The sequence below is a fragment of the Streptomyces sp. NPDC037083 genome (assembly GCF_055606485.1).
Map to the genome: position 1 here is coordinate 525,865 of NZ_JBVJSQ010000003.1, position 24,413 is coordinate 550,277.

The following is a 24,413-nucleotide window of genomic DNA, read 5'->3' on the forward strand; positions in this document are numbered from 1 at the left end:
GGGGTGAGAGTGGTTGGGCGCGGTGCGGCGCGGGGAGGGGTGTGAGGTGAACGGTTGTCCGGGGCGCCGTCGTGTGTTCCCCGGCGGGAGGGCGGGGCGAGCCCCCTTCTCCTGGGCGAGCGGCCCTGCCGATGTGTGCGAGACGAACTCGGGGAGTACGACCATGGATACGACTGCCTGTCCCTACGCCCTCGACGTGACCGGGCGTGACCTGGCGGGAGAGGCCGCGATGCTGCGGGCCAAGGGGCCGGCGGTCCGCGTGGAGCTGCCCGGGGGCGTGGTGGCCTGGGCGGTGGTGCGCCAACAGTACGTGGAACGGCTGCTGACCGATCCCCGTGTGTCGAAGGACGCGCGCCTGCACTGGCCGGAGTTCATCGAGGGAAGAATCACCGAGGACTGGCCGCTGTACCCGTGGGTGGCGAACGAGAACATGCTCTTCGCCTACGGCGCCTCGCACACCCGGCTGCGCCGGTTGGTGGCGGGGGCGTTCACCGCCCGCCGCTCGGAGGCGATGCGGCCGCGGGTCGCGCAGATCGCGGCCGAACTCGTCGACGGCCTCGCGCCCGCGGGCCGCGAGGGCACGCCGGTGGACCTGCGGGCCTCGTTCGCGGAGCTGCTGCCGATGCGGGTGATCTGCGAACTGTTCGGGGTGGAGCAGGGCGAGGACACCGACGCCCTGTGCGCGGCACTGCACACGGTGTTCGGCACGACGATCAGCGGACAGGAGGTCGAGGCGGCCCGGCTGGAGGCCTTCGTCCGGCTGTCGGAGCTGGTGAGGGCCAAGCGGGCCGAACCCGGCGACGATCTGACGTCCCTGCTGATCCAGGCGCGTGACCAGGACGACCGGCTCAGCGAGGAGGAACTGCTGGGCACCCTCTTCCTCATGATCGCCGGAGGGCAGGACACCACCGCCGCGCTGATCACCAACGCGGTGGGGGCGCTGCTGCTGATGCCCGAGCAGTTGGAGCACGTCAGGGCGGGCCGGGCGACCTGGGAGGACGTGGCGGCCGAGACGATGCGGGTGCACACCCCCGGGGCGTACTCGCCGATGCGGTTCGCCGTCGAGGACATCGACCTGGACGGCGTGCTGATCCGCAAGGGGGAGGCCATCCTCGTCTCGTTCGCCGCGGGGGGCCGGGATCCCGAGCGCTACGGGCCGCACGCCGACCGCTTCGACGTGCTGCGCAAGGACCGCGACGGTCTCGGCTTCGGTCACGGGCCGCACCGCTGCATGGGGGCGCCGCTCGCCGGTGTGGAGGCGGAGAGCGCCTTCGCCGCGCTCTTCGAGCGCTTCCCCCGGATGGCACTGGCCTGCCAGCCCGAGGAACTCCTGCCCATGCCCAGCTTCCTGATGAACAGCTACCGCTCGCTGCCCGTCCTGCTCGCCCCGTCGCCCGCCTGAACGGGGCGCTCGCGGAGGGCGGCGGGGCGCGAACGTACCGGCCGGGCGGTCTACTTCGGTGGGCGCCGATCGCCCGCGGGGGCCCTCCGGTCGTCGTCGAGCAGGGCCCGCAGGAATTGCTCGTCCCCTGGGCGCAGGCCGGCGACGAATCGCGCGAGGACGGTGTGGCGGTCGGCGTCCCTGTCCAGTTCGGCGAGCATGCGGCGGGCCGTCATGCCGGGCGCGTCCTGCACGGGCGCGTAGGCGTAGCCCCGGCCGGCCCGGGTGCGGGTGACCGCGCCCTTGGCGTACAGGCGCGTGAGGATCGTCGTCACCGTGGTGCGGGCCAGATCCGCTCCGAGAGCCGGCTGGACCGCGGCCGGCGTCAGGGGCGCGTCGGCGGCCCATAGCGCGGCCAGGACGCTCGCCTCCAGTGCGCCCGCGGGCCGACGGCCCGGCCGCTCCCCGGCCGCCCCGCCCTCGTCGCCCTGGGGCATGGGAACGCTCCTCGGCTCGCCTTCCGTCCACCGCGCGGCACACCGTCTACGCGGTTGTAGTCGGAAGAACTCTAGCCGAGCGCCGTCACTCGGCTTCCGGAAGGACGTCCCGGGGCCCGGGAAATGGGGCCCGGGACCTGCGACCTGAGGCCAGGGACCCGGGGTCGGTGACCCTGGCATGATCGACAGTCGTCCGTTTCTCGCAGTCAGGCTGGAGCCGCCCATGGATGAGACCGCGTCACGACATGCCGCGCGGATGTCCGCGTACGCGGCCGTGGGCACACGACTGTCCCTGTTCAGCGACCGCCGGCTCGGGCAGGCGGTGGCCGCGGCGCCGCGCCTCGGCTCCGGCATCGGCGGCAGGTCGGCCGAGATGGAGGTCGAGGGCAGACGGGTGTTCGTCAAGCGGGTCCCGCTGACGGACGTCGAACTGCGGCCGGAGCACGTGAGGTCGACCGCCGACCTGTTCGGACTTCCGCTCTTCTACCAGTACGGCGTGGGGTCGGCCGGGTTCGGCGCCTGGCGCGAGCTGGCCGCGCACCTCATGACCACGGGCTGGGTGCTGGGGAACGAGTACGCGGGCTTCCCGTTGCTGTATCACTGGCGGGTGCTGCCGGACAGCGCCCCGGCCGGCTTCGCCGACGCGTTGGGAGGCGTCGAGGCGGCCGTCGCGCACTGGGAGGGCTCGTCGGCCGTGCGCCGCCGGCTGGAGGCCATCGAGAGCTCCTCCGCCAGCCTGGTGCTCTTCCTGGAGTACGTGCCGCACACCCTCGCGGCGTGGCTCGGCGAGGCCGGTGTCACCGGCGGGCGAGGTCCGGACGGCCGGTCGCCCCACCTCTGGGCCGAGGAAGAGCTGCTGCGCGGCACGGAGTTCATGAGCGCGCGCGGACTGGTCCACTTCGACGCGCACTTCGCCAACCTGCTCACCGACGGCCGTCAGGTGTACTTCGCGGACTTCGGGCTCGCCTCGAGCCGTGCGTTCGAACTGTCCCCGGCGGAGCGCGCCTTCCTCACCGACCACCTGGCATACGACCGCTCCTACGCGCCGAGCCATTTGCTGCGCCATCACCTGCCCGACGGGGTGCGCGGCGGCGTCGAGCACGACGTGTTCCTGCGTGCGTGGCTCGACGGCGACCGGCCCGAGGGTTTCCCGGCCGACCTGGGCGCGCTCGTCGACCGGCACGCCGCGCACGCGGTCGTCCTCGGCGGGTTCTTCCGCGGACTGGTGACCCGGACCAAGCGGACCCCGTTCCCCGCGGCCGAGATCGAACGGGCCCTGGCTTGCCGGGCGCCCGTCGGCGGCGCGCCCGTCGGCTGACGGCCGCGACCCCGGTCGGCGACAGGAGCCCGGCCCGCCGCGGAGGCCGGGCCGTCCCGCCGTCGACGGAGAGAACCTGGCCGTTGCCGTCGCCCGCTGGGGTCGGCGCATGCGCGGCCTCCGCGTCCTCAACGGCCGGGAGCCCGCGCGGGGTTGCCGGGCGCGCGGGCCGGTGCCGGTGCGGGGCTACTTGGCCTCGACCCGGCCCACGGCGTGCGGGCCGGAGGTGAGCGCGTCGCGTGCCGTCTGCCAGGCGGGGTCCTGCGGGTAGAGCTGTGTGCGCAGATAGGCCCAGGTCAGCCGCTGGAGGGCGGCGACGCGCCCGGGGTTCTCGTCGGTCGTCTCGGCGACGTCGTATCCGGACACGCCGCCGAGTCCGTGCTCCGCGTCGAACAGGGTGAGCAGGGTCTTGGGGCCGGGGGAGAGCAGGTACGGGTCGGCGTGCCACTGCGGGCCGAGGACGGTCAGGTGGGCGGAGTCGTCCTTGTCGCCCGCGACGACGAGCGTGGGTGTCGTCATCCGGGAGAAGTCCGTGGTAAGGAGGAAGCCGAAGTGCTCGGCGGCGGTCGCGGTGAGGGCGTCGCCGCCCCTGCCGGGTGCGGCGAGCAGCACGCCGGCCTTGATCCGCGGGTCGGCCAGGCTCACTTCCGTCGAGTCGTCCGGGTCGGTGAGCCGGGCGCCCAGCAGCAGGCTCGCGGTGTGTCCGCCCATCGAGTGCCCGGCCACGGCGACCCTGTCGGGGTCCAGCCGGCCGGGCAGTTGGGGGACGGCCGCCTGGAGCGCGTCGAGTCGGTCCAGGACGAGCCGCATGTCCTCGGCCCGCGATCGCCAGTACAGGGGAGCTCCGGGAGTGCCGGGGTCCAGCGTCAGCGAACCGGAGCTCAGATGCGTGGGCTGGACGACGACGAAGCCGTGCGCCGCCCAGAAGTCGGCGAGCGGGGCGTAGCCGTTGAGCGAGGAGAGGTGATGGGAGTGGCCCTGGCCGTGGGAGAGGAGGATGACCGGCAGGTCGTCCCCGGTGACGGGCGCGGTGACGCGCAGTTGGAGGTCCACGGGCCGGCCGGGAGCCGGCAGTGTGACCGGACTGACCGAGACGACGGCGGTGGGCGGGCTGAAGAGCTCGGCGGAGTAGGCCGGTTCACTCATGGCGTGTGATGTCCCTTCGGGGGCCTCGACTGCCGGAACGCGTGCGGCCGGCGGCGGGGAGGCGGGCAGGAGAGAGCGCCCGGCTTCCGATAGACTGAAGCGGAACGCTGTTCCGTTTAATATACGGAACGCTGTTCCGTTTGGTCAACGGCGTGGGAAGGAGAGCGTGGTGCCCAGAGCGAGCCAGTCCGGGGAGGAGCCGGTCCGCGGCAGGCGGGCCGACGCGCAGCGCAACCAGCAGACGCTGCTCGCCGCCGCGGCGGCGGTGTTCGTCGACTCCGGCGTCGACGCGCCGATCCGTGAGATCGCGGCCAGGGCGGGCGTCGGGACGGGGACCCTCTACCGCCACTTCCCGACCCGGGCGGACCTCGTCGTCGCCGTATACCGTCACCAGGTCGAGGCCTGCGCCGAGGCCGGCCCGAGGCTGCTGGCCGACAACGCCTCACCGCTGGCCGCACTCCGCCTGTGGGCCGACCTCTTCGTCGACTTCCTGGTCACCAAGCACGGACTCGCCAACGCCATGCAGTCCGACAGCAGCGGATTCGAGGCGCTGCACGCCTACTTCCTCGACCGCCTGGTGCCCGTCTGCGCGCAGTTGCTCGACGCGGCGGTCGACGCCGGCGAGACCAGGTCCGGCACGCAGGCCTACGAACTGATGCGGGGCATCGGCAACCTCTGCATCGGCCACGACGGCGACCCCCGCTACGACCCCCGCCGACTGGTCGCACTCCTGCTGGACGGCCTGCGGCTGCCAGGGCCCTCCTGAGCCGGTGCTCGGTGCTCGATGCATCGGCCCCGTCCCGGCGCGCGGCGGCGCCGGTCAGTGGGTCAACGGGTCAGCCGGTGCCTCCGTCCGCCGCGGCGGAAGCGGATCCCGGCGTACACGAGGTCGGCGACGAGGACGAGCGCGCCGATGATCAGCAGGTAGAACAGCCCGTCAGCGGCGAATCCGATGATGCCCAGGACGAGGGCCACGAGGATCAGGAACAGGAACAGGCTCATTGGCTCTCCCGGCGGTCTCGGCCCCTCAGCGCCTGGCGAGGCGTCGCTCGCCGCCGACGCCCGGCGCGTATTCCAGTGCGTAGTGCGCGAAGACCTTCGGCTCGTCCTTGGCGAGCAGTTCGCCGTCGAGGTCGATCGCCGGGGCCTTCTTCACCGCGTTCTTGTCGTGGGCGACCCTCAGATAGCCCGGACCGACCGTCGCGCCCAGCAGGGGCACGAACACCAGGCGGCGACGGGTGGGCAGACCGACCGTCACCGTGGCGAAGGAAGGGCTGTCCGTCCCGGTGTCCACGTAGACGGACTCCAGAACGCCGATTTTGTGCCCCTGGGCGTCGACCACGTCGTGGCCGCGCCATTCACGGATGTCGCCGGCTTGGAACATGAAAACCTCCGCAGGCCCGGGTACCCCCGTTCACCCCTCCGATGCCCGTCGGGAACCCGCCGAGCGGCGCGGGCCGCGGCTCACTGCGGCCGGGCCATCAGGACCGCGACGTCGTCCTGGGCGGGAAGGGGCAGCATCTGGTCGAGGACGTCGTCGCAGAGTTCGGGCAGCGGCCGGCCGGGCCGGCGCAGGGCCCGTGCGAGCCGGTCGAGGCCCTGGTCGAGGTCCCTGCCGCGGGCTTCGATGAGACCGTCCGTGTACAGGACGAGCAGCCCGCCGGCCGGCAGCGGGACCTCCTCCGTGTCGAACTGCCGGCCGCCCGTCCCCAGCGGCGTCCCGGGCGAGGCGTCGAGGAAGCTGATGTCCCCGCCGGGCGTCACCACGGCGGGCGGGGGGTGACCGGCCCGGGCGACGAGGCAGCCGCCGGAGGCGGGATCGTGGACGGCGTAGACGCAGGTCGCCATCTGGTCCTCGCCCATGTCGGCCACGACGGCGTCCAGCGAGCGGAGCATGTCGGCCGGATCGATGCCGAGCCGGGCGAGCGTGCGCACCGCCGCACGGAGCTGGCCCATGATCGCGGCGGCGTGGATGCCGTGCCCCATGACGTCGCCGATGACGAGCCCGGTCCGCTCCTCGGGCAGCGCGATGACGTCGAACCAGTCGCCGCCGACGTCGTGTTCGCTGGCCGGCAGGTAGCGCCCGGTGAGCTCCAGACCGGGGACGGCGGGCAGCGCGCTGTTCGTCAGACTGTGCTGCAGGGCGAGGGCCGCCGCCCGCTGCCGGGTGTACATGAGCGCGTTGTCGATGTTCAGGGCGGCCCGCGCGGCCAGCTCGTCGATGAGCACGCAGTCCTGTTCGTCGAAGGGCTCACGGCTGCGCAGCCGTGTCACCACGACTGCGCCGAGCACCTTGCCCCGGGCGACCAGGGGAACCAGCCGCGCCGAGCCGAGGCTCATGAGGTAGGCGCGCAGCTCGCCGGCCCGGGGGTCGGTGACCAGCGCCGGAACGTCGGACCGGTACAGGTTCGTGGGGCGGCCGTCGGCGATGACGCGTTCGTAGAGCGAGCCGCGCGCGAGCCGGGAGGTCATGCCCGGGAGCAGCTTGGCCGTCGGAGCCGCGGGGTCGGGGAAGAGGGCGGCCATCCGTCGGATCAGGCCGCGCGTGGCGGCGGTGGACTCGTCCGGGGCGATGACGTCTTCGAGGAGCTGCACGTCGGCGGAGTCGGCGAGCTGGGGCACCAGCATCCGCGCGATCTCCTCGGAGGTCTGCCGCAGGTCCAGGGTGGTGCCGACCCGGGTGCCGGCCTCGGCCAGCAGCGCGAAGCGTCGTCGGGCGCGTTCGGCGTCGCGTTCGGCCTGCTGGCCCTCCGTGATGTCGATGAGGGAGGCGATCAGCCCCAGGGTCCGGCCGGCGCCGTCGAGCAGCGGGGCGTAGGAGCACGACCAGGTCCGTTCCCGGCCGGGGTCGGCCGGGGTCCGGCCGGTGCGGCGGACGTCGACGACGGCCGTGCCCCGGTCCAGCACCTCCCGCATCGTCTGCTCCAGGGCCACGGCGTTGACGCCCGGCACCACCTCCGTGAGCCGCCGGCCGAGGTGCTCGGCGGCCGAGACGCCGTTCATCCGGGCGAGCGCGTCGTTGACCCGCAGGAAGCGCAGATCGGCGCCGAGGGTGGCCAGACCGATGGGGGACTGGCTGAAGAGGCTCTCCAGGGCCGCCAGGGAGTCGCGCATGCGCAACACCTGGGAGGTCTCCACGGCGATCAGCAGGGCCCCGGGCCGGCCCTGCGCGTCGGCGGCCGGCACGATCCACGTCTCCATCGTCACCGGATGACCGTCACGGTGGCGCACCGACAACGTGCCGACGACCGTCTCCCCGCCCTGGACGCGATGGGTGAGCTGGTCGGCGAGCTCATGGTTGCCCTCGGGGACCAGCAGACCGGCCGCGGGCCGGTCGAGCACGTCCTGCGGCCGGAACCCGAGCAGATCCTGGGCGGCCAGCGACCACTCCACGATGCGACCCTGCCCGTCCTCCCGCCACAGCGCGATCGGCAGCAGCTCACGCAGCACGCCCGCGTAGCCGACGGCCCCCGAGGGCTGTTCGGCCGGCCGGCCCTCCCGGTGGGGAGCGTTCATCGCTTGACCGCCCCGGAGGGCAGGATTGCACACAAAAACACCATATCCGGAAGAGGAACCTCCTGAGCCGGGCCAAGGCCACGCAGCGCCCCCGCCGCCGGGGTTTCCGGGAGCCGCGCGGCCTCCCAGGTCACGGGCCTGTCGCGGCGTCCCAGGTCGCGGACCTGCTGTGACTTCTCCCACCTGCTCTTGCCGCGGCGAGGAACGCCTGCCTACGTTCGGTCGCATGTCGCCCCATGGCCCCGCCCTTCCTGGCGAACCGGAACGCCCGGACACCGACCCGCTGGTCGAGCTGTCCGTCGACCTGAGTTCACACGAACTGCTGCGGCGTGCCCACGTCCTGGACGCCCTGGGCTCCGACTGGGACCCCGTCGCCGTGCTGCGCGACGAGGAGGCGGCGTACGAGCTGCTGTACTCCGGCCTCAGCGCGGAGCAGCAGCGCGTGTACGACGAGCTGGTCGCGGCCGGCGTCCTCCCGGCTGGAGGGGGCGGCCATGCTGCCCCTTGACCCGCAGGCCGACGTCGGGCGCCGCGCCTGGGTCGCCTGCCCGAACTGCGACGACCGGCGCGGGTGCACCCCCTGCGAGCAGGGGCGCAGCTGCTCCGAGCACTGGCGCTACCTGCTCTCGAACGCAGGCAGCCTGCTCCACCTGCAGTGCCGCTCGTGCACCCACATCTGGACGCACGAGACCCACTTCGGCGCCACCCGCACCCCCTGGGAACGGATCACCAGCGGCCTGCGGCGACGGTGATCCCCGCTCCTCACCGACCCGGCCGTCCGGGCCGGTGAGGCCGGACGGCGGATCGCTGCCCGCTTTCGGATGACCTCGCCGTCTGTCGTCGTGGACGACGGACCGCCCCGGCCGAGGATCGCGGTCGGCGGACATCCCTGCCTGCCGTCCGTCCGCCCGGAGGCAGCCGTGCACATCCTGCTCCTAGCCAGCGCGTTCAACAGCCTCACCCAGCGCACCCACGCCGAACTGCGCGACCGCGGCCATACCGTGGCGGTGGAACTCGCCCTGCCCGGCAGCCCGTTGGCCAACGCCGTGCGGCGCCACGCGCCGCAGCTCGTGGTGGCGCCGATGCTGAAGACGGCGATCCCCGAGGAGGTGTGGACGGCGTACACCTGCCTCGTCGTCCACCCGGGGCCCGTGGGCGACCGTGGGCCGTCCTCGCTGGACTGGGCCATCCACGAGGGCGTCGACCGGTGGGGCGTCACCGTCCTGCAGGCCGACGGGGACATGGACGCGGGGGACGTCTGGGCCTCGGTGCCGTGCCGGGTCCCTTCGGTGTCCAAGAGCGAGCTGTACCGGGGCGAGATCGCCGACGCCGCGCTCGAGGCCGTCCTGCTCGCCGTGGAGCGCTTCGCCGGCGGCACTCACGTTCCGCGCAGCCAGGCCGCCTGCTCCGCCGAGGCCCGCCCGCGCCCGTACCTCGACCAGAGCGTCCGGCGGATCGACTGGGCCGAGGACCGTACCCAGGACGTCCTGCGCAAGCTGCGCGCGGCGGACTCCCAGCCCGGTGTGCTGGACACGCTGCTCGGCGCCGAGTGGTACCTCCACGGCGGTCACCCCGAGAGCGTGCTGCGCGGCCGCCCGGGCGAGCTGCTGGCCACCCGGCACGGGGCGGTCTGCCGGGCCACCAGGGACGGCGCCGTGTGGATCCCCGAGCTGCGTCCCCGGCGCGGGCCCGGGCAGCCGCCCACGTTCAAGCTGCCCGCGGTGCGGGCCCTGGGCGACCGGCTGCCGCCGCTGCCCGAACACACCCCGCCCCCGCCGTCCGGGACGCAAACCCGTACCTGGACGGACATCCGCTACCGGGAGGAGGGCGACGTGGGCTTCCTGTCGTTCTCCTTCCCCGGCGGCGCCATGAGCACCGAACAGTGCCGACGCCTGCTCGATGCCTACCGGGAGGCGTGCGCGCGGCCCACGTCGGTGCTGGTGCTCGGCGGCCAGCGGGACTTCTTCTCCAACGGCATCCACCTCAACGTCATCGAGGCCGCGGACGACCCCGCCGCCGAGTCCTGGGCGAACATCAACGCCATCGACGATCTGGTCGAGGCGGTCCTGAGGACGACGGACCGGCTGGTGGTCTCGGCGGTCTCGGGCAACGCCGCGGCGGGAGGCGTGATGCTGGCCCTCGCGGCCGACGAGGTGTGGTGCCGCTCCGGCGCGGTGCTGAACCCCCACTACCGTCTGATGGGCCTGTACGGCTCGGAGTACTGGACGCACACCCTGCCGCGCCGGGTGGGCGGCGCGACGGCCGAGCGGCTCCTGCGCGAGGCCCTGCCGGTGAGCTCGGCGAGCGCCCTGCGCCTCGGGCTCGTCGACCGGGTGGTCGACTGCGGTCCCGACGCGTTCGCCGAGGAGGTCGGCGCCCTGGCGGCGAGGCTCGCGTCGCTTCCGGCGACGGCGTCACGGATCACCGCGAAGAAGACCGATCTGGACCTGCTGGAGAGCGCGACCCCGCTGGCCGGTTTCCGCGAGCGGGAGCTGGCCCGGATGCGCCGGACCTTCGACGACCCGGAGGCCCCGTACCACGCGCTGCGCCGTTCCTTCGTCCACAAGGAGCGGCCGACGCGCACTCCGCGGCACCTCGATCCGGTCGCGGTTGCGCAAACCGGCCGCACCCCCTCCGGCGCCGATGTCACCGGAACGGCCCTCGATGGCATCTCGTCACGGCCGAACGGCTGATACGAAGAAAGACGACGGCCGAAATGCAGGCCTTCATCCCTTACCTCCCCAGGAGGCGGTCCCATGACTGAGGCGACGCCGGGCACGGTCGGCGCTGCGGAAGCAGACGGCGCGTCCACCGACGAGACACCCACGATCCACATTCTCTGGATCAACGCGGGGCTGAGCTGCGACGGCGACTCGGTCGCGTTGACAGCGGCCATGCAACCCAGCATCGAGGAGATCGTCCTCGGTGTGCTCCCGGGCCTTCCGAAGATTGCCGTCCACTGGCCGCTCATCGACTTCGAGTGCGGTCCGGTCGGCGGCTCGGACACGTTCATCGAGTGGTTCTTCAAGGGGGAGCGAGGCGAGATCGACCCGTTCGTGCTGGTCGTCGAGGGCTCCATCCCCAACGAGGCGATCAAGCCCGAGGGCTACTGGTGCGGCTTCGGCGACAACCCGGAGACCGGCCAGCCGATCACCACCAGCGAGTGGATCGACCGGCTCGCCCCGAAGGCCCTGGCGGTGGTCGCCATCGGCACCTGCGCGACCTACGGCGGCATCCACGCCATGGCGGGCAACCCGACCGGTGCGATGGGCGTGCCCGACTACCTCGGCTGGGACTGGAAGTCCCACGCCGGCATCCCCATCGTGTGCGTCCCCGGCTGTCCGATCCAGCCCGACAACTTCTCCGAGACGCTCACCTACCTGCTCTACCAGGCGGCCGGCGCCGCCCCGATGATCCCGCTGGACGACAAGCTGCGTCCCACCTGGCTGTTCGGCGCCACCGTGCACGAGGGCTGCGACCGCGCGGGCTACTACGAACAGGGCCAGTTCGCCCTGTCCTACGACTCGCCGACCTGCCTGGTCAAGCTCGGCTGCTGGGGGCCCGTCGTCAAGTGCAACGTGCCCAAGCGCGGCTGGATGAACGGCATCGGCGGCTGCCCGAACGTCGGCGGCATCTGCATCGCCTGCACCATGCCGGGCTTCCCCGACAAGTTCATGCCGTTCATGGACGAGCCCCCCGGGGCCAGGGTCTCGAGCGGCGCCAGCGGCGCGTACGGCGCCGTGGTCCGCAAGCTGCGGTCGATCACGGCCAGGACGGTCGACAAGGAGCCCAAGTGGCGCCGCACCGGCGACAAGATCACCACCGGCTACCGACCCCCGTGGTGAGCGTCCGCCGCGAGTAGACCGCTCCCAGCTTCGTGCAACCCCCACACCCATGTACCTCCCGCGCAACGAAGGGCACGGCACACAGATGGCACCGAAGACGAAGGCGGCCGGCGACGGCAGCGGCCTGGTGGAGATGGCCTGGGATCCGATCACCCGGATCGTGGGCAGCCTGGGGATCCACACCAAGATCGACTTCAAGCAGAAGCGGGTCGCGGAGTGCTACAGCACGTCGTCGGTCTTCCGCGGCTACAGCGTCTTCATGCGCGGCAAGGACCCCCGCGACGCCCACTTCATCACCAGCCGCATCTGCGGGATCTGCGGGGACAACCACGCCACCTGCTCGGTGTACGCGCAGAACATGGCGTACGGCGTGAAGCCCCCGCACCTCGGTGAGTGGATCATCAACCTCGGCGAGTCCGCGGAGTACATGTTCGACCACAACATCTTCCAGGAGAACCTGGTCGGGGTCGACTACTGCGAGAAGATGGTCAGGGAGACCAACCCCGGCGTCCTGGAACTCGCCGAGCGCACCGAGGCCCCGCACGCGGCCGAGCACGGCTACCGCACGATCGCCGACATCATGCGCTCGCTCAACCCCCTGGAGGGGGAGTTCTACCGCGAGGCGCTCCAGGTGAGCCGCTACACGCGCGAGATGTTCTGCCTCATGGAGGGCCGCCATGTGCACCCCTCCACGCTCTACCCGGGCGGCGTCGGCACCATCGCCTCGGTCCAGCTCTTCACGGACTACCTCAGCCGCCTGATGCGCTACGTGGAGTTCATGAAGCGCGTCGTGCCCCTGCACGACGACCTGTTCGACTTCTTCTACGAGGCGCTGCCCGGGTACGAGGAAGTGGGCCGCCGCCGGGTCCTGCTCGGCTGCTGGGGCGCGCTCAACGACCCCGAGTACTGCGACTTCACGTACGCCAACATGACGGACTGGGGCCGGCGGATGTTCGTCACGCCCGGCATCGTCGTCGACGGCAAGCTCGTGACCAACGACCTCACCGAGATCAACCTCGGCATCCGCATCCTGCTGGGCAGCTCCTACTACGAGGACTGGCAGGGACAGGAGCAGTTCGTCACCCACGACCCGCTCGGCAACCCGGTGGACCCGCGCCACCCGTGGAACCAGCACACGATCCCGGCCCCGCAGAAGCGCGACTTCGACGACAAGTACAGCTGGGTCATGTCGCCCCGCTGGTTCGACGGCAAGGACCACCTCGCCCTGGACACCGGCGGCGGCCCCATCGCCCGTCTGTGGTCCACGGCCCTGTCCGGCCTGGTCGACATCGGGTACATCAAGGCCACCGGCCACAGCGTGGTCATCAACCTGCCCCGCACCATGACCAAGCCGGAGACCACCTTCGAGTGGAAGATCCCGAGGTGGTCCAACGCGCTGGAGCGCAACCGCGCCCGCACCTACTTCCAGGCGTACTCCGCCGCCGTCGCCCTGCACTGCGCGGAGAAGGGCCTGGAGGAGGTCCGGGCCGGACGCACGCAGACCTGGGAGAAGTTCGAGGTCCCGGACGAGGGCATCGGCGTCGGCTTCACCGAGGCCGTCCGCGGCGTCCTCTCCCACCACATGGTGATCCGCGACGGCAAGATCGCCAACTACCACCCGTACCCGCCCACCCCCTGGAACGCCAGCACCAGGGACACCTTCGGAACCCCGGGCCCGTACGAGGACGCCGTGCAGAACACCCCCATCTTCGAGGAGAACACCCCGGACAACTTCAAGGGCATCGACATCATGCGCGCCGTCCGCAGCTTCGACCCCTGTCTGCCCTGCGGCGTCCACATGTACGTCGGGGGCGGCAAGACGGTGAAGTCGATGCACGTGCCCACCGGCCTGAGCGGACTGGGCGGATGAGCGCGGGGACCGCCGCGGCGCCGGCGAACGCGGAGCAGACCGGACGCCGTGTCGAGGAGGTGCTCGACCGGCTGGCGGCGAGCGGCGACCCGGCCGCCGCCGCGGCCGCCGAGGAACTCGTCCGCTCCCTCATGGACTTCTACGGCGCCGGCCTGGCCCGCATCCTCCACCTGCTGTCCGGCGCTCCCGGCGACCCGTCGTCGGCACTGCTGGGCGACGAGCTCGTCGCGAGCCTGCTCGTCCTGCACGACCTGCACCCCGAGGACCGCGACACCCGCATCACCCGGGCCCTCGACAGCCTGCGGGACCACGCCCTGGAGGCCGTGGGCTTCGACGAGGAGAGCGGCGCCCTCACGCTGCGGGCCCGGGCGGCCGGCGGCTGCGGGTGCGGCTCCGGCGGGGACGCCCGACAGGCCGCGGAGGCGGCGCTCGCCTGCTTCGCACCGGAGGTCAGGGCCGTCGACGTACGAACCGCGCCCGCGGAGCCCGCGCTCCTGCAGATCGGCACGGCGCCGACGGGGGCCCGATGACGGCGTCCCCGGCGGCGCGCACGCCCGGACTGCGGAGGTTCCTCGCCGAGAGACCTCCGCAGCCCGAACGGTGCGAGCTGTGCGCCGTGACGGTGGAGGCGGACCACCGTCATCTCGTCGACACCGAGAAGCGCGCCCTCGTCTGCGCCTGCACCCCCTGCGCGCTGCTGATGGAACAGCCGGGCGCCGCCGCGGGCCGCTTCCGCACGGTCCCGGCCCGCTATCTCACCGACCCCGGGCACCGCCTCGACGACCACGCGTGGGAAGCCCTGCAGATCCCGGTCGGCGTCGCCTTCCTCTTCCGCAACGCCGCGCTCGACCGGCTGGTCGCCCTCTACCCGAGCCCGGCCGGAGCCACCGAGAGCGAACTCGACCCGGCCACGTGGGCGGCGGTACTCGGCGGCAGCCGCCTCGCCGAAGTGCTCGAACCCGACGTGGAGGCGCTGCTGCTGCGCCGCACCGACGGCCGCTTCACCTGCCACCTCGTGCCGATCGACGTCTGCTACGAACTCGTCGGCCGCATGCGCCTGTTGTGGCAGGGCTTCGACGGCGGAGCCGAGGCCCGCGCCGCCCTGGACGCGTTCTTCACGGACGTCACGCGACGCGTCCGGACCCTGGACGAGGCGGGCCTCCCGCTGGATGAGGCGGTGCGTCCGTGACGGAGTTCTCCTTCGCCTGCACCGGCGTGCGCGCCGACCGGTACGCCGCCGGACCGACCCTGGTCTTCCGGCTGCGCGTCACCGCGGCCGGCGACGCACGCGTGCACGCCCTCGCGCTGCGCTGCCAGATCCGCATCGAACCCGCCCGCCGCACCTACGAGCCCGCCGAGGCCGACGGCCTCGCGGACCTCTTCGGCGAGCGCTCACGCTGGGGCAGCACGCTCCAGCCGGTGCAGTTCGCCCACGTCTCCCTGATGGTCCCCGGCTTCACCGGAGCGACCGAGACCGACCTCGTCGTGCCCTGCACCTACGACATGGACATCGCCGCCACCCGCTACCTCGCGGCCCTCGACGGCGGAGAGGTTCCGCTGCTGATGCTGTTCTCCGGCACCGCGTTCACCGGAGAGGGCGGTTTCCAGGTCGAGCCGGTCCCGTGGGACCGGGAGGCGGCCTTCCGGATGCCGGTCGCCACCTGGCGGGAGATGATCGAACAGCACTTCCCCGGCTGCGGCTGGATCCGGCTGCCCGGCGACACGATGGACGCCCTCCTCGCCTACCGCTCCCGGCACGCCCTGCCCTCCTGGGAGGCGACCCTGAGGGCTCTGCTCGACGACCGCGCCGCCGCCGAACCGCCCGCGAGGGACCCGTTCCGCGCGCTCACCGGCACCACCGGAAGGACCGAACCGTGACCGTGACCGGGTTCGCCCCCGAGACGGAGGAGCGGTTCGCCCTCGCCCGGCAGGTGGCCGACGCCGTCCTCTTCGAGGGCTATGTGCTCTACCCGTACCGCGCCTCGGCGGCGAAGAACCGGCTGCGCTGGCAGTTCGGCGTGCTCGTGCCGCCCGGCTGGGGCGCCGACTGCGAGGAGCACGACTTCCAGCACACCGAATGCCTGATGGAGCCCAGGGCGGGCGCGACCCTCTCGGTCGAGATGCGGTTCCTGCACGCCCGACGGCGCACGGTGCAACGCATCCGGCCCGACGGCGGTTTCGACGACGTCGCCGAACTCCGGCTCGACGACCGGGTGCTGGTGCCCTGGGACGAGGGCGGCGAGGAACGGGTCGAGGTGGTCGCGCCGGTCGACGAGCTCCTCGGCGACGGCGTCACGCACCCCTTCCACCGCCCGGCCCGCGAGGACACCGAACCGGTGCTGGACGCGGCCGGCCACACCGTGGGCCGACTGGTCCGGCGATGCGAGGAGATCAACGGCGCCATCCGGCTGTCGGCCCGCGAACTCGACGGCCCCTACCGGGTCATGCGGCTGACCGCCGTCGTCGAGAACACCAGCGACTGGACCCCCGCCGACGGCCGCGGCGCCGACCGGGACGCGGCGCTGCCGCACTCCCTGGTCGCCTCGCACCTCCTCATGGCCCTCAGCGCCGGATCGTTCCTGTCGATGACCGATCCCCCCGAGTGGGCCAAAGGCGCGGTCGCCGCCTGCCGCAACCTGCACACCTGGCCCGTGCTCGCCGGCGAGCCCGGCCGCGCCGACCTCGTGCTGTCCTCGCCGATCATCCTGGAGGACCATCCGGCCATCGCGCCGGAGAGCCCAGGGGCGCTCTACGACGCCACCGAGATCGACGAGATCCTCGCCCTGCGCACCGCGGCCCTCACCGACGAGGAGAAACGCGAGGCCCGCGGCACCGACGAGCGGGCGGCCGCCGTGATCGACTTGGCGGACTCCATGCCGCCCGAGGTGCTGGAGCGTCTGCACGGGGCGGTGCGCAGTCTGCGCGAGGTGACCGGCCCCGCCCCCGTCGCCGCGCACCTCGGCTTCCCCGACGAGCACGGGGTACAGCGGCCGGACACCCCCTGGTGGGACCCCGCGAGCGACGCGGGTTTCGACCCGGCCCGGGACCGCGTGGTCGTCGACGGCCGGACGGTCGGCCAGGGCAGCCGCGTCGAACTGCACCCGGGCCTGCGGCGCACCGACGCACAGGACGTCTTCCTGCGGGGCCGCGCCGCGCGGGTCGAGGCCGTGCTGCACGACGTCGACGGCGGGGTGCACCTGGCGGTCACGGTCGAGGGCGACCCGGGCGCCGACATCCGCCGCGAGCAGGGACGCTTCCTCTACTTCCAGCCCGACGAGGTCACCCCCCTGGAGGAGGACGCATGAGCCCTCCTCCACCGGCGGGCCCGCGGACCCTCGTCGCGGGCATTGGCAACGTCTTCCTCGGCGACGACGGCTTCGGCGTGGAGACCGCCCGCCTGCTCGCCGGGCGCGACCTGCCCGGCCGCACCGAGGTCGTGGACATCGGGGTACGGGGGGTGCACCTCGCCTACCAGCTCCTGGACGGCTACGACACCCTCGTCCTCGTGGACGCCACCGCCCGCGGCGAAGCCCCCGGCACCCTGTACGTCATCGAACACGACGTCGGCGCCGGGAGCCCCGCGCCGGGCGTTCCCCCGCTGGACGGCCACCGGATGACCCCCGACACCGTCCTGGCGCTGCTGGGCGCCCTCTGCGCCGGAACCGGCGCAGAGCCACCACGGCGCGTCCTGGTCGTCGGATGCGAACCGGCCTCGGTGGAGGAGGGCATCGGTCTCAGCGCGCCGGTCTCCGACGCCCTGCCGGAGGCCGTCCGGCTGATCGAAGAACTGCTGCGTGACGGCGAGCCGTCCGTGGCGCAGAGCCCGACCGCTGAGGCTTCGACATGAGGAGAGACGGATGAAGAAGATCGTCATCGGTGGAGCGGCCCTGGCCGCCGTGGTCGCCGTCTTCGCCGAGGTGTTCCCCGACATCAGGCGCTACCTGCGGATCCGACGGATGTGAACCACGGCCGCCGGCCGGTGTGGGTGTGTTGCGTCGAACGGTGTACCTCCCGGCCGGTGACGGCGTGCCGAGCCGTGCGAGCCGAGTGAGCGCGCCTCTAATGAAGGCCGAGTGGAGGCCTGCTGCGGAGGGACGGATACCCGTGCACGAGATGTCCGTCGCGCTGGCCGTGGTCGACCAGGTGGCAGAGGCCGCCACCAGGGCCGGGAACGTCACGGCGGTGCGAGCGGTGCGGCTGCAGGTGGGCGAACTGGCCGGCGTCGTACCCGACGCGCTCGCCTTCTCGTTCGAACTGGCCTGCTCCGGAACGCTGCTGGAAGGTGCCGAACTGGTCACCGAAGCGGTTCCGGGGCGGGCCCGCTGCGCGTCCTGCGCGCGCGAATGGGCCGTCGGCATGCCGCCCCGGCTCACCTGCCCCGGGTGCGGCGGGACGCGTACCGACCTGCTCGCCGGCCGGGAACTGCAGATCCTCGACGTGCACTGGGAGGACGGCGGTCCTTCCCCCGTGCCCACCCGTGAACCGATCTCCGAGGAGCGCTGAACCATGTGTCGTGTCGTCGACCTGCGGCAGGCCGTACTCGCGAAGAACGACTCGAGCGCGCAGGAACTGCGCGCCCACCTCGCGGCCCGGGGCACCGCGGTCGTCAACCTGCTGTCCAGTCCGGGCAGCGGCAAGACCGCGCTGCTGGAGCAGGAACTGCTGCGGGCACGGGAACGGTCCGTGCCCGTCGCGGCGCTGAGCGCCGACCTCGCCACCGAGAACGACGCGGTCCGCCTCGCGCGTTCCGGCGTCCCGGTCAAACAGGTGCTCACCGACGGACTGTGCCACCTGGAAGCGGGGATGCTGGCCGGACATCTCGACGGGTGGCTGCCCGACGACGCCCGGCTGCTGTTCGTGGAGAACGTCGGCAACCTGGTCTGCCCGGCCTCCTACGACCTGGGGGAGACGCTCAGGGTCGTCCTCGCCTCCGTGACCGAGGGCGAGGACAAGCCGCTCAAGTACCCCACCGCCTTCGGCCTCGCCCACCTCGTCGTGGTCACCAAGACCGACATCGCCGAGGCCGTCGAGTTCGACGAGGCCGCGTTCCGCGCGAACGTGGAGCAGGTCAACCCCGGCGTCGAGGTGGTCCTGACCTCGGCCCGCCGCGGGCGGGGCGTCGGCGCGCTGCTCGACCGGGCCATGGCGGCCGCGGACGGCGCCCCCGTCCACTCGCCCGTCATGGCACGGCCGGCCCACCACCACGGACACACCCGTGCGGACGCCGTCGGCCCGACGGCGCACACCCACCCGTGAGCGGTCCGCAGGCCCGGGCCGCCCTCGCCGAGCACACCTCGCTGCGCCGCCGGGTCACGGTCCGGGGCGTGGTGCAGGGTGTGGGCTTCCGGCCCTTCGTGTACTGCCTCGCCACCGAACTCGCCCTCGCCGGGCACGTGGCCAACACCGCGCAGGGCGTCGTCGTCGAGGTCGAGGGCCCCGCCCCGGCCGTGGCCCGGTTCTGCGACCGGATCGCCGCCCAGGCGCCCCCGCTGGCCCGCGTGGAGTCCGTCCACCACCAGGACGTGCCCGTCGTCGGCGGCGCCGGGTTCTCCATCCTCGCCTCGTGCGCCGACGGACCGGCCCGCACCCTGGTCTCCCCGGACGTCGCCACCTGCGCCGACTGCCTCGCCGAGCTGGCCGACCCGGCGGACCGGCGCCACCGCCATCCGTTCGTCAACTGCACCCACTGCGGCCCCCGCTTCACGATCGTCACCGGCGTGCCCTACGACCGGGCCGGCACCACCATGGCCGGCTTCGCCATGTGTTCCGACTGCGCCCGGGAGTACGCGGACCCCGCCGACCGCCGGTTCCACGCGCAGCCGGTCGCCTGCCCGGCCTGCGGGCCGCGTCTGCGGCTGATCGCCGGACGGGGGCAGGCCGGGGCTGCCGAGGGGACGGATCCGGTCGCCGGGGCGCGCACCCTGCTGGCGCGGGGCGCGATCCTCGCCGTGAAGGGCCTGGGCGGCTACCACCTGGCCTGCGACGCGACGAACCAGGCGGCGGTCGCCCGCCTTCGACGCCGCAAGGCGCGCGGGAACAAGCCGTTCGCCCTCATGGCCAGGACCGTGGACGACGTCCGTCACCTCGTGCGACCGAGCCCGCAGGAGCGGAACCTGCTCGAAGGCCGGGCCAGGCCGGTCGTCCTGATGAGACGGCGGCCCCGGCCGTCGTACGCCGCAGGGGAGGCGCGGCTCGCCGAGGCCGTCGCGCCCGGCAGCCCCGACCTCGGGGTGATGCTGCCGTACACGCCCCTGCACCATCTGCTGCTCGGCCTGCCCGGCGACCCCGACGGCCCCCGGCTGCTCGTCATGACCAGCGGCAACGTGTCCGGTGAGCCGATCGTCACCGACGACGCCGAGGCGCTGGAGCGGCTCGCGCACCTGGCCGACGCCTGGCTCGCGCACGACCGGCCGATCCACGTGCCGTGCGACGACTCCGTGGTCCGCGTCTGCGACGGGGAGCCGCTGGTGATCCGCCGCTCCCGTGGCTACGCCCCGCTGCCGGTCTCTCTCCCGGCGCCCGTGCGGCCGGCTCTCGCCGTCGGCGGAGACCTGAAGAACGCCTTCTGTCTGGGCGAGGGCCGCCGCGCCTGGCTGTCGGCGCACATCGGCGACATGGACGACGTCGGCACGCAGCGGGCCTTCGAGCACGCGACGGCACAGCTGGAGTCCATCACGGGCGTGCGGCCCGAGACCCTGGTCCGCGACCGGCATCCCGGCTACCGCTCCGCCCGGTGGGCCGAGCGGAACGCGGGGCGGCGGTCCGTCGCGCAGGTCCAGCACCATCACGCGCACGTGGCCGCCGCGATGGCCGAGCACGGGCTGGACGGCGGTCGGCCGGTGATCGGCGTCGCGTTCGACGGCACCGGCCACGGCGACGACGGCGCCGTGTGGGGCGGGGAGTTCCTGATCGCGGACTACGACCGCTTCACCCGGTTCGGGCACCTCGCGTACGTCCCGCTGCCCGGTGGAGACGCCGCGGTGCGCAGGCCGTACCGCATGGCCCTGGCCCATCTGATGGCGGCCGGGCTCGGCTGGTCCGACGACCTCGCCTGCACGGCCGCCTGCCCACCCGATGAACTCCGCCTCCTGGCAAGACAGTTGGAGCGCGGACTGAACTGCGTTCCCACATCCAGCATGGGCCGCCTGTTCGACGCCGTGTCCTCGCTCGCCGGTGTGTGCCACCGGGCCGGATACGAGGCGCAGGCCGCCGTCGAGCTGGAGGGCGCGGCCCTGCGCGCACCCGCCGACGACACCACCGCCTACGCCTTCGCCCTGCACGGGCCGGAGGAGAGCCGGGGCGGAGCGGTCCGGGCGGATCCGGCGCCCGTCCTCGCTGCGGTCGTGGACGACGTGCGGGCGGGCGCCGATCCAGCCCTGATCGCGGCTCGCTTCCACCGGGGTGTGAGCGCTCTCGTGCACCGGATGTGCGTGCGGGCGCGGAAGCGGCACGGGCTCGACACGGTCGCGCTGACGGGCGGCGTGTTCGCCAACACGCTGCTGTCCTCGGCCTGCGCGGCCGCCCTGCGCGAGGACGGCTTCACGGTCCTTCGGCACCGGCTGGTGCCGCCCAACGACGGTGGTCTGGCGCTGGGCCAGCTGATGGTGGCCGCCCGTGCCACCCCCGCTCCCACCGACTGAGCAACGCGCGACCGACAGCGAGGAGAGGCTCATGTGCCTGGCGGTACCCGGCAGAGTGCTGGACATCGAGGAACGTGACGGCACCCGGATGGCCACCGTCGACTTCGGCGGTGTGGTCAAGGAGGTGTGCCTGGAGTATCTGCCCGACCTCCAGGTCGGCGAGTACGCCATCGTCCACGTCGGCTTCGCCCTGCAACGGCTGGACGAGGAGTCGGCGCGCCAGACGCTCGAACTCTTCGCCGAACTCGGCATGTTGCAGGAGGAGTTCGGCGACGCCTGGGAGATGGCCGCGGCGGAGGCGGGCGACGAACCGCTGGAAGAGGTGCGCAAGCAGTGAAGTACATCGACGAGTTCCAGGACCCGGAGCTGGCACGCAGGCTCCTCGACGACATCCACGCCACGGTGACCAGACCGTGGGCGCTGATGGAGGTGTGCGGAGGGCAGACCCACAGCATCATCCGTCACGGCATCGACCAACTCCTGCCCGAAAAGGTCGAGTTGATCCACGGCCCCGGCTGTCCCGTCTGTGTGACCCCGTTGGAGGTCATCGACAAGGCGCTGGAGATCGCCTCCCGACCCGAGGTGATCTTCTGCTCCTTCGGCGACATGCTGCGCGTGCCGGGAACGGGCCGGGACCTGTTCCAGGTCCGCGGCGAAGGCGGTGACGTGCGCGTCGTCTACTCACCGCTCGACGCGCTGCGGATCGCGCAGCAGAACCCGGACCGCGAGGTGGTGTTCTTCGGCATCGGCTTCGAGACGACGGCCCCGCCCAACGCCATGACGGTCCATCAGGCACGGAAACTGGGCGTCCCGAACTTCAGCATGCTGGTGTCCCACGTCCGCGTCCCGCCGGCCATCGAGGCGATCATGTCCTCGCCGAGCTGCCGTGTGCAGGGCTTCCTCGCGGCCGGGCACGTGTGCAGTGTGATGGGCGTGGGGGAGTACCCGGACCTGGCGGAGCGCTTCCGCGTGCCGATCGTCGTGACGGGTTTTGAACCACTGGACATCCTCGAAGGGGTGCGCCGGGCGGTCCGCCAGCTGGAGCGCGGCGAGCACACCGTCGACAACGCCTACGCCCGGGCCGTCCGCCCGGAGGGCAACCCGGCGGCCCGGGCCATGCTGGAGGACGTCTTCGAGGTCACCGACCGGGCCTGGCGCGGCATCGGGGTGATTCCCGACAGCGGCTGGCGGCTGTCGCCGAAGTACCGCGACCACGACGCCGAGCACCGCTTCCGCGTCGACGGCATCCGGACGCAGGAGCCCGCCGAGTGCCGCAGCGGAGAGGTGCTGCAGGGACTGCTCAAGCCGCACGAGTGCGAGGCCTTCGGCACCCTGTGCACCCCCCGTACGCCGCTCGGGGCCACCATGGTCTCCAGCGAGGGCGCCTGCGCGGCGTACTACCTCTACCGGCGGCTGGACACGCCCGCCGCCAAGGCCCGGGAGGCGACCCCCGTTGTCTGACACGACTGACCTGCCCGCCCTGGACATCGAGGGATGGACCTGTCCGGCTCCGCTGCGCGAGCGGCCCCGCGTCGTCATGGGCCACGGCGGCGGGGGAGTCCTCTCCGCCGAACTCGTCCAGCAGATCTTCGCGCCCGCCTTCGGGGGTGAGGTGCTCGCCCAGATGGGTGATGCAGCCGTCCTGTCCCTGGGCGGTGCCAGGCTGGCGTTCTCCACGGACTCCTACGTGGTGCGGCCGCTGTTCTTCCCCGGCGGCAGCATCGGTGACCTGGCTGTCAACGGCACCGTCAACGACCTCGCCATGAGCGGCGCCCGCGCCGCGTACCTCTCCTGCGGGTTCATCCTGGAGGAGGGCGTCGAGCTGGACGTGGTCGCGCGGGTGTCCGAGGCGCTGGGCGCGGCCGCACGCACCGCCGGCGTGGAGGTGGCCACCGGCGACACCAAGGTGGTGGAGGCCGGACACGGCGACGGGATCTTCATCAACACGGCGGGCATCGGTGTGGTCCCGGCGGGCGTCGATCTGCGGCCCCAGCGGGTCGTTCCCGGCGACGTCGTCATCGTCAGCGGCGCCATCGGCGTCCACGGCGTGGCGATCATGAGCGTGCGGGAGGGCCTGGAGTTCGGCGTGGAGATCGAGAGCGACTGCGCGGCGCTCGGCGGTCTGGTCGACGCCATGCTCGCCGTCACCCCTGATCTGCACGTGCTGCGCGATCCCACCCGGGGCGGCCTGGCCGCCGCGCTCAACGAGATCGCCCTGGCCTCCGGCGCAGGGGTGGTCGTCCGGGAGCGCGACGTGCCGGTCCCCCCGGCCGTGGCCAACGCCTGCGCCATCCTCGGCCTGGACCCCATGTACATCGCCAACGAGGGCAAGCTGGTGGCCTTCGTCCCGCGCGAGCACGCCGACGCGGTCCTCGAGGCCATGCGAGCCCATCCGCTGGGCACGGGCTCCGTGATCATCGGGGAGGCCGTCGAGGCGCATCCCGGCATGGTCGTGGCCCGGACCGGCCTAGGGGGGACACGGGTGGTCGACCTGCCGATCGGGGAGCAACTGCCACGGATCTGCTGAGCGGCCCTCGCGGACGGCGGGCCCCGCGCAGGAGGCCGGCCGTCCGCGCCGCACGGCACGCTAGTGGCTTCGGCGTCCGGACGGCGGGTCCTGCGGGTCCACGCCGGTCGTCGCCGAGGCGTCCTTGGTGCCGCTGGGGCGCTGGGAGCGGCCGCGGGGCCCGGTGTCGCGCCGGCCCTTCTCGGCCGCGTCGCCGTACTCCTCGCCCCGTGCACTGCGGCTCTCGACCGTGTCTCCCGGCACGGACTTGGTCTCCTTCGCGGACTTCGTCCGGCCCGGGCCGCGTCCGCCGGCCTGCTCGGCCGTCCGGAAGGAGCGGTGGGCGCTCGGGTTGTCCTGCTGACGTGTCTCGTCCACGTCGGGCGACCAGCCGTGCTGCCCGGTGCCCTCGTGGCGGCTGGGGCCCTTTCCGTGCGGGGGTTCGGACGAACGTGGTTTCTTCGACATGGTCCGGCCTGCCAGTTCGTAGTCGGTGGGGACGCCTGTGGTGCGTCGCCGCGATGGCTAAATTATCCCGTCTTAGAACAATTCGGGCATGCGGTGAGGTCGCCGGGTCCGACGGTCCGGGCCCGGCGGTCGGGCGGCGGCGGTCCGGCGGCGGCGACGGTCCTCGTCCAGGGTCTCCGAGGCGGCGGGCCGGTCCCCTTCCCGGCCCGGGCCGCCGCCGTTGAGC

General features: G+C 72.9%; 26 protein-coding genes. 20 read left to right on the forward strand and 6 right to left on the reverse strand.

The features are described from left to right. Positions 1-163 precede the first annotated feature (163 nt). Positions 164-1,402 carry a cytochrome P450 family protein gene (locus ACZ7DE_RS10905; protein ID WP_470759580.1) on the forward strand — a complete coding sequence of 413 codons (1,239 nt, stop codon included), beginning with the start codon at positions 164-166 and terminating at the stop codon, positions 1,400-1,402. Between the two features lie 50 nt (positions 1,403-1,452). Here the strand turns inward: ACZ7DE_RS10905 and ACZ7DE_RS10910 are convergent, their stop codons facing one another. After that, entirely contained in the window at positions 1,453-1,878 is a 426-nt protein-coding gene (locus ACZ7DE_RS10910; RefSeq protein ID WP_470759582.1) for a BlaI/MecI/CopY family transcriptional regulator, read from the reverse strand. Positions 1,879-2,101: 223 nt separating this feature from the next. Between ACZ7DE_RS10910 and ACZ7DE_RS10915 the strand changes: the two genes are divergently transcribed. Next, entirely contained in the window at positions 2,102-3,196 is a 1,095-nt protein-coding gene (locus ACZ7DE_RS10915; RefSeq protein WP_470759584.1) for a protein kinase family protein, read from the forward strand. A gap of 186 nt (positions 3,197-3,382) precedes the next feature. Here the strand turns inward: ACZ7DE_RS10915 and ACZ7DE_RS10920 are convergent, their stop codons facing one another. Then, positions 3,383-4,342, reverse strand: a complete 960-nt coding sequence (locus ACZ7DE_RS10920) for an alpha/beta hydrolase family protein (protein WP_470759587.1) — start codon at positions 4,340-4,342, stop codon at positions 3,383-3,385. 169 nt (positions 4,343-4,511) lie between these two features. Here ACZ7DE_RS10920 and ACZ7DE_RS10925 point away from each other — a divergent pair, with 169 nt between their 5' ends. Continuing rightward, positions 4,512-5,108 carry a TetR/AcrR family transcriptional regulator gene (locus tag ACZ7DE_RS10925; protein ID WP_470759589.1) on the forward strand — a complete coding sequence of 199 codons (597 nt, stop codon included), beginning with the start codon at positions 4,512-4,514 and terminating at the stop codon, positions 5,106-5,108. 62 nt (positions 5,109-5,170) lie between these two features. Here the strand turns inward: ACZ7DE_RS10925 and ACZ7DE_RS10930 are convergent, their stop codons facing one another. From ACZ7DE_RS10930 to ACZ7DE_RS10940, 3 genes are all read right to left on the reverse strand, one after another. After that, positions 5,171-5,344 carry a hypothetical protein gene (locus ACZ7DE_RS10930; protein ID WP_470759591.1) on the reverse strand — a complete coding sequence of 58 codons (174 nt, stop codon included), beginning with the start codon at positions 5,342-5,344 and terminating at the stop codon, positions 5,171-5,173. A gap of 25 nt (positions 5,345-5,369) precedes the next feature. Continuing rightward, positions 5,370-5,726, reverse strand: coding sequence for a PRC-barrel domain-containing protein (locus ACZ7DE_RS10935; protein WP_470759593.1), 357 nt, complete (start codon positions 5,724-5,726; stop codon positions 5,370-5,372). Between the two features lie 80 nt (positions 5,727-5,806). Further along, complete coding sequence (locus tag ACZ7DE_RS10940; protein ID WP_470759595.1) at positions 5,807-7,858, reverse strand: SpoIIE family protein phosphatase; 2,052 nt, start codon at positions 7,856-7,858, stop codon at positions 5,807-5,809. A 226-nt stretch (positions 7,859-8,084) separates the two neighbouring features. On the opposite strand from ACZ7DE_RS10940, the gene ACZ7DE_RS10945 reads away from it, so the two are divergent. The 17 genes from ACZ7DE_RS10945 to hypE all read left to right on the forward strand — a co-directional run bounded on the left by ACZ7DE_RS10945 (position 8,085) and on the right by hypE (position 23,740). Further along, the gene (locus tag ACZ7DE_RS10945) at positions 8,085-8,366 is read left to right on the forward strand and encodes a DUF6400 family protein (protein ID WP_470759597.1); all 282 of its coding nucleotides are present in this window, start codon (positions 8,085-8,087) and stop codon (positions 8,364-8,366) included. Next, positions 8,353-8,610 (forward strand): hypothetical protein, encoded by a 258-nt coding sequence (locus tag ACZ7DE_RS10950; protein WP_470759599.1) that lies wholly within the window; start codon positions 8,353-8,355, stop codon positions 8,608-8,610. The genes ACZ7DE_RS10945 and ACZ7DE_RS10950 overlap by 14 nt, the downstream gene beginning before the upstream one ends. Before the next feature lie 168 nt (positions 8,611-8,778). Then, positions 8,779-10,551: a hydrogenase maturation protein gene (locus ACZ7DE_RS10955; RefSeq protein ID WP_470760094.1), complete on the forward strand. Its 1,773-nt coding sequence runs from the start codon at positions 8,779-8,781 to the stop codon at positions 10,549-10,551. 63 nt (positions 10,552-10,614) lie between these two features. Further along, entirely contained in the window at positions 10,615-11,703 is a 1,089-nt protein-coding gene (locus ACZ7DE_RS10960) for an NADH-quinone oxidoreductase subunit B family protein (protein WP_470759601.1), read from the forward strand. 85 nt (positions 11,704-11,788) lie between these two features. After that, positions 11,789-13,573, forward strand: coding sequence for a nickel-dependent hydrogenase large subunit (locus tag ACZ7DE_RS10965; protein ID WP_470759603.1), 1,785 nt, complete (start codon positions 11,789-11,791; stop codon positions 13,571-13,573). Beyond that, a complete protein-coding gene (locus ACZ7DE_RS10970; protein ID WP_470759605.1) occupies positions 13,570-14,103 on the forward strand; it encodes a hypothetical protein in 534 nt (177 codons plus the stop codon). The genes ACZ7DE_RS10965 and ACZ7DE_RS10970 overlap by 4 nt, the downstream gene beginning before the upstream one ends. Next, entirely contained in the window at positions 14,100-14,762 is a 663-nt protein-coding gene (locus tag ACZ7DE_RS10975) for a DUF5947 family protein (protein WP_470759607.1), read from the forward strand. The genes ACZ7DE_RS10970 and ACZ7DE_RS10975 overlap by 4 nt, the downstream gene beginning before the upstream one ends. Then, positions 14,759-15,451 carry a DUF6084 family protein gene (locus ACZ7DE_RS10980; RefSeq protein ID WP_470759609.1) on the forward strand — a complete coding sequence of 231 codons (693 nt, stop codon included), beginning with the start codon at positions 14,759-14,761 and terminating at the stop codon, positions 15,449-15,451. Before ACZ7DE_RS10975 ends, ACZ7DE_RS10980 begins: the two co-directional genes overlap by 4 nt. Next, a complete protein-coding gene (locus ACZ7DE_RS10985) occupies positions 15,448-16,878 on the forward strand; it encodes a hypothetical protein (protein WP_470759611.1) in 1,431 nt (476 codons plus the stop codon). Before ACZ7DE_RS10980 ends, ACZ7DE_RS10985 begins: the two co-directional genes overlap by 4 nt. After that, positions 16,875-17,420: a hydrogenase maturation protease gene (locus ACZ7DE_RS10990; RefSeq protein WP_470759614.1), complete on the forward strand. Its 546-nt coding sequence runs from the start codon at positions 16,875-16,877 to the stop codon at positions 17,418-17,420. Before ACZ7DE_RS10985 ends, ACZ7DE_RS10990 begins: the two co-directional genes overlap by 4 nt. Positions 17,421-17,430: 10 nt before the next feature. Beyond that, entirely contained in the window at positions 17,431-17,535 is a 105-nt protein-coding gene (locus tag ACZ7DE_RS10995; RefSeq protein WP_373430421.1) for a DUF6893 family small protein, read from the forward strand. A gap of 142 nt (positions 17,536-17,677) precedes the next feature. Continuing rightward, the gene (locus tag ACZ7DE_RS11000; RefSeq protein ID WP_470759617.1) at positions 17,678-18,076 is read left to right on the forward strand and encodes a hydrogenase maturation nickel metallochaperone HypA/HybF; all 399 of its coding nucleotides are present in this window, start codon (positions 17,678-17,680) and stop codon (positions 18,074-18,076) included. A 3-nt stretch (positions 18,077-18,079) separates the two neighbouring features. Then, positions 18,080-18,829: a hydrogenase nickel incorporation protein HypB gene (gene hypB, locus ACZ7DE_RS11005; protein WP_470759619.1), complete on the forward strand. Its 750-nt coding sequence runs from the start codon at positions 18,080-18,082 to the stop codon at positions 18,827-18,829. Next, positions 18,826-21,213, forward strand: coding sequence for a carbamoyltransferase HypF (hypF, locus tag ACZ7DE_RS11010; protein WP_470759621.1), 2,388 nt, complete (start codon positions 18,826-18,828; stop codon positions 21,211-21,213). Before hypB ends, hypF begins: the two co-directional genes overlap by 4 nt. A 31-nt stretch (positions 21,214-21,244) precedes the next feature. Beyond that, complete coding sequence (locus tag ACZ7DE_RS11015; protein WP_470759623.1) at positions 21,245-21,550, forward strand: HypC/HybG/HupF family hydrogenase formation chaperone; 306 nt, start codon at positions 21,245-21,247, stop codon at positions 21,548-21,550. Then, complete coding sequence (gene hypD, locus ACZ7DE_RS11020) at positions 21,547-22,674, forward strand: hydrogenase formation protein HypD (protein WP_470759625.1); 1,128 nt, start codon at positions 21,547-21,549, stop codon at positions 22,672-22,674. Before ACZ7DE_RS11015 ends, hypD begins: the two co-directional genes overlap by 4 nt. After that, positions 22,667-23,740, forward strand: a complete 1,074-nt coding sequence (gene hypE, locus ACZ7DE_RS11025; protein ID WP_470759627.1) for a hydrogenase expression/formation protein HypE — start codon at positions 22,667-22,669, stop codon at positions 23,738-23,740. Before hypD ends, hypE begins: the two co-directional genes overlap by 8 nt. A 60-nt stretch (positions 23,741-23,800) precedes the next feature. Here hypE and ACZ7DE_RS11030 read toward each other — a convergent pair whose 3' ends face one another. Then, positions 23,801-24,187 carry a hypothetical protein gene (locus ACZ7DE_RS11030; protein WP_470759629.1) on the reverse strand — a complete coding sequence of 129 codons (387 nt, stop codon included), beginning with the start codon at positions 24,185-24,187 and terminating at the stop codon, positions 23,801-23,803. Positions 24,188-24,413: the final 226 nt, after the last annotated feature.

Excerpts from the sequence above, each read along its gene's own strand:
- ACZ7DE_RS10905 (WP_470759580.1), top strand. The coding sequence starts at position 164 with ATGGATACGACTGCCTGTCCCTACGCCCTCGACGTGACCGGGCGTGAC.
- ACZ7DE_RS10910 (WP_470759582.1), bottom strand. The coding sequence starts at position 1,878 with ATGCCCCAGGGCGACGAGGGCGGGGCGGCCGGGGAGCGGCCGGGCCGT.
- ACZ7DE_RS10915 (WP_470759584.1), top strand. The coding sequence starts at position 2,102 with ATGGATGAGACCGCGTCACGACATGCCGCGCGGATGTCCGCGTACGCG.
- ACZ7DE_RS10920 (WP_470759587.1), bottom strand. The coding sequence starts at position 4,342 with ATGAGTGAACCGGCCTACTCCGCCGAGCTCTTCAGCCCGCCCACCGCC.
- ACZ7DE_RS10930 (WP_470759591.1), bottom strand. The coding sequence starts at position 5,344 with ATGAGCCTGTTCCTGTTCCTGATCCTCGTGGCCCTCGTCCTGGGCATC.
- ACZ7DE_RS10935 (WP_470759593.1), bottom strand. The coding sequence starts at position 5,726 with ATGTTCCAAGCCGGCGACATCCGTGAATGGCGCGGCCACGACGTGGTC.
- ACZ7DE_RS10940 (WP_470759595.1), bottom strand. The coding sequence starts at position 7,858 with ATGAACGCTCCCCACCGGGAGGGCCGGCCGGCCGAACAGCCCTCGGGG.
- ACZ7DE_RS10945 (WP_470759597.1), top strand. The coding sequence starts at position 8,085 with ATGTCGCCCCATGGCCCCGCCCTTCCTGGCGAACCGGAACGCCCGGAC.
- ACZ7DE_RS10950 (WP_470759599.1), top strand. The coding sequence starts at position 8,353 with ATGCTGCCCCTTGACCCGCAGGCCGACGTCGGGCGCCGCGCCTGGGTC.
- ACZ7DE_RS10960 (WP_470759601.1), top strand. The coding sequence starts at position 10,615 with ATGACTGAGGCGACGCCGGGCACGGTCGGCGCTGCGGAAGCAGACGGC.
- ACZ7DE_RS10965 (WP_470759603.1), top strand. The coding sequence starts at position 11,789 with ATGGCACCGAAGACGAAGGCGGCCGGCGACGGCAGCGGCCTGGTGGAG.
- ACZ7DE_RS10970 (WP_470759605.1), top strand. The coding sequence starts at position 13,570 with ATGAGCGCGGGGACCGCCGCGGCGCCGGCGAACGCGGAGCAGACCGGA.
- ACZ7DE_RS10975 (WP_470759607.1), top strand. The coding sequence starts at position 14,100 with ATGACGGCGTCCCCGGCGGCGCGCACGCCCGGACTGCGGAGGTTCCTC.
- ACZ7DE_RS10990 (WP_470759614.1), top strand. The coding sequence starts at position 16,875 with ATGAGCCCTCCTCCACCGGCGGGCCCGCGGACCCTCGTCGCGGGCATT.
- ACZ7DE_RS10995 (WP_373430421.1), top strand. The coding sequence starts at position 17,431 with ATGAAGAAGATCGTCATCGGTGGAGCGGCCCTGGCCGCCGTGGTCGCC.
- hypB (WP_470759619.1), top strand. The coding sequence starts at position 18,080 with ATGTGTCGTGTCGTCGACCTGCGGCAGGCCGTACTCGCGAAGAACGAC.
- ACZ7DE_RS11015 (WP_470759623.1), top strand. The coding sequence starts at position 21,245 with ATGTGCCTGGCGGTACCCGGCAGAGTGCTGGACATCGAGGAACGTGAC.
- ACZ7DE_RS11030 (WP_470759629.1), bottom strand. The coding sequence starts at position 24,187 with ATGTCGAAGAAACCACGTTCGTCCGAACCCCCGCACGGAAAGGGCCCC.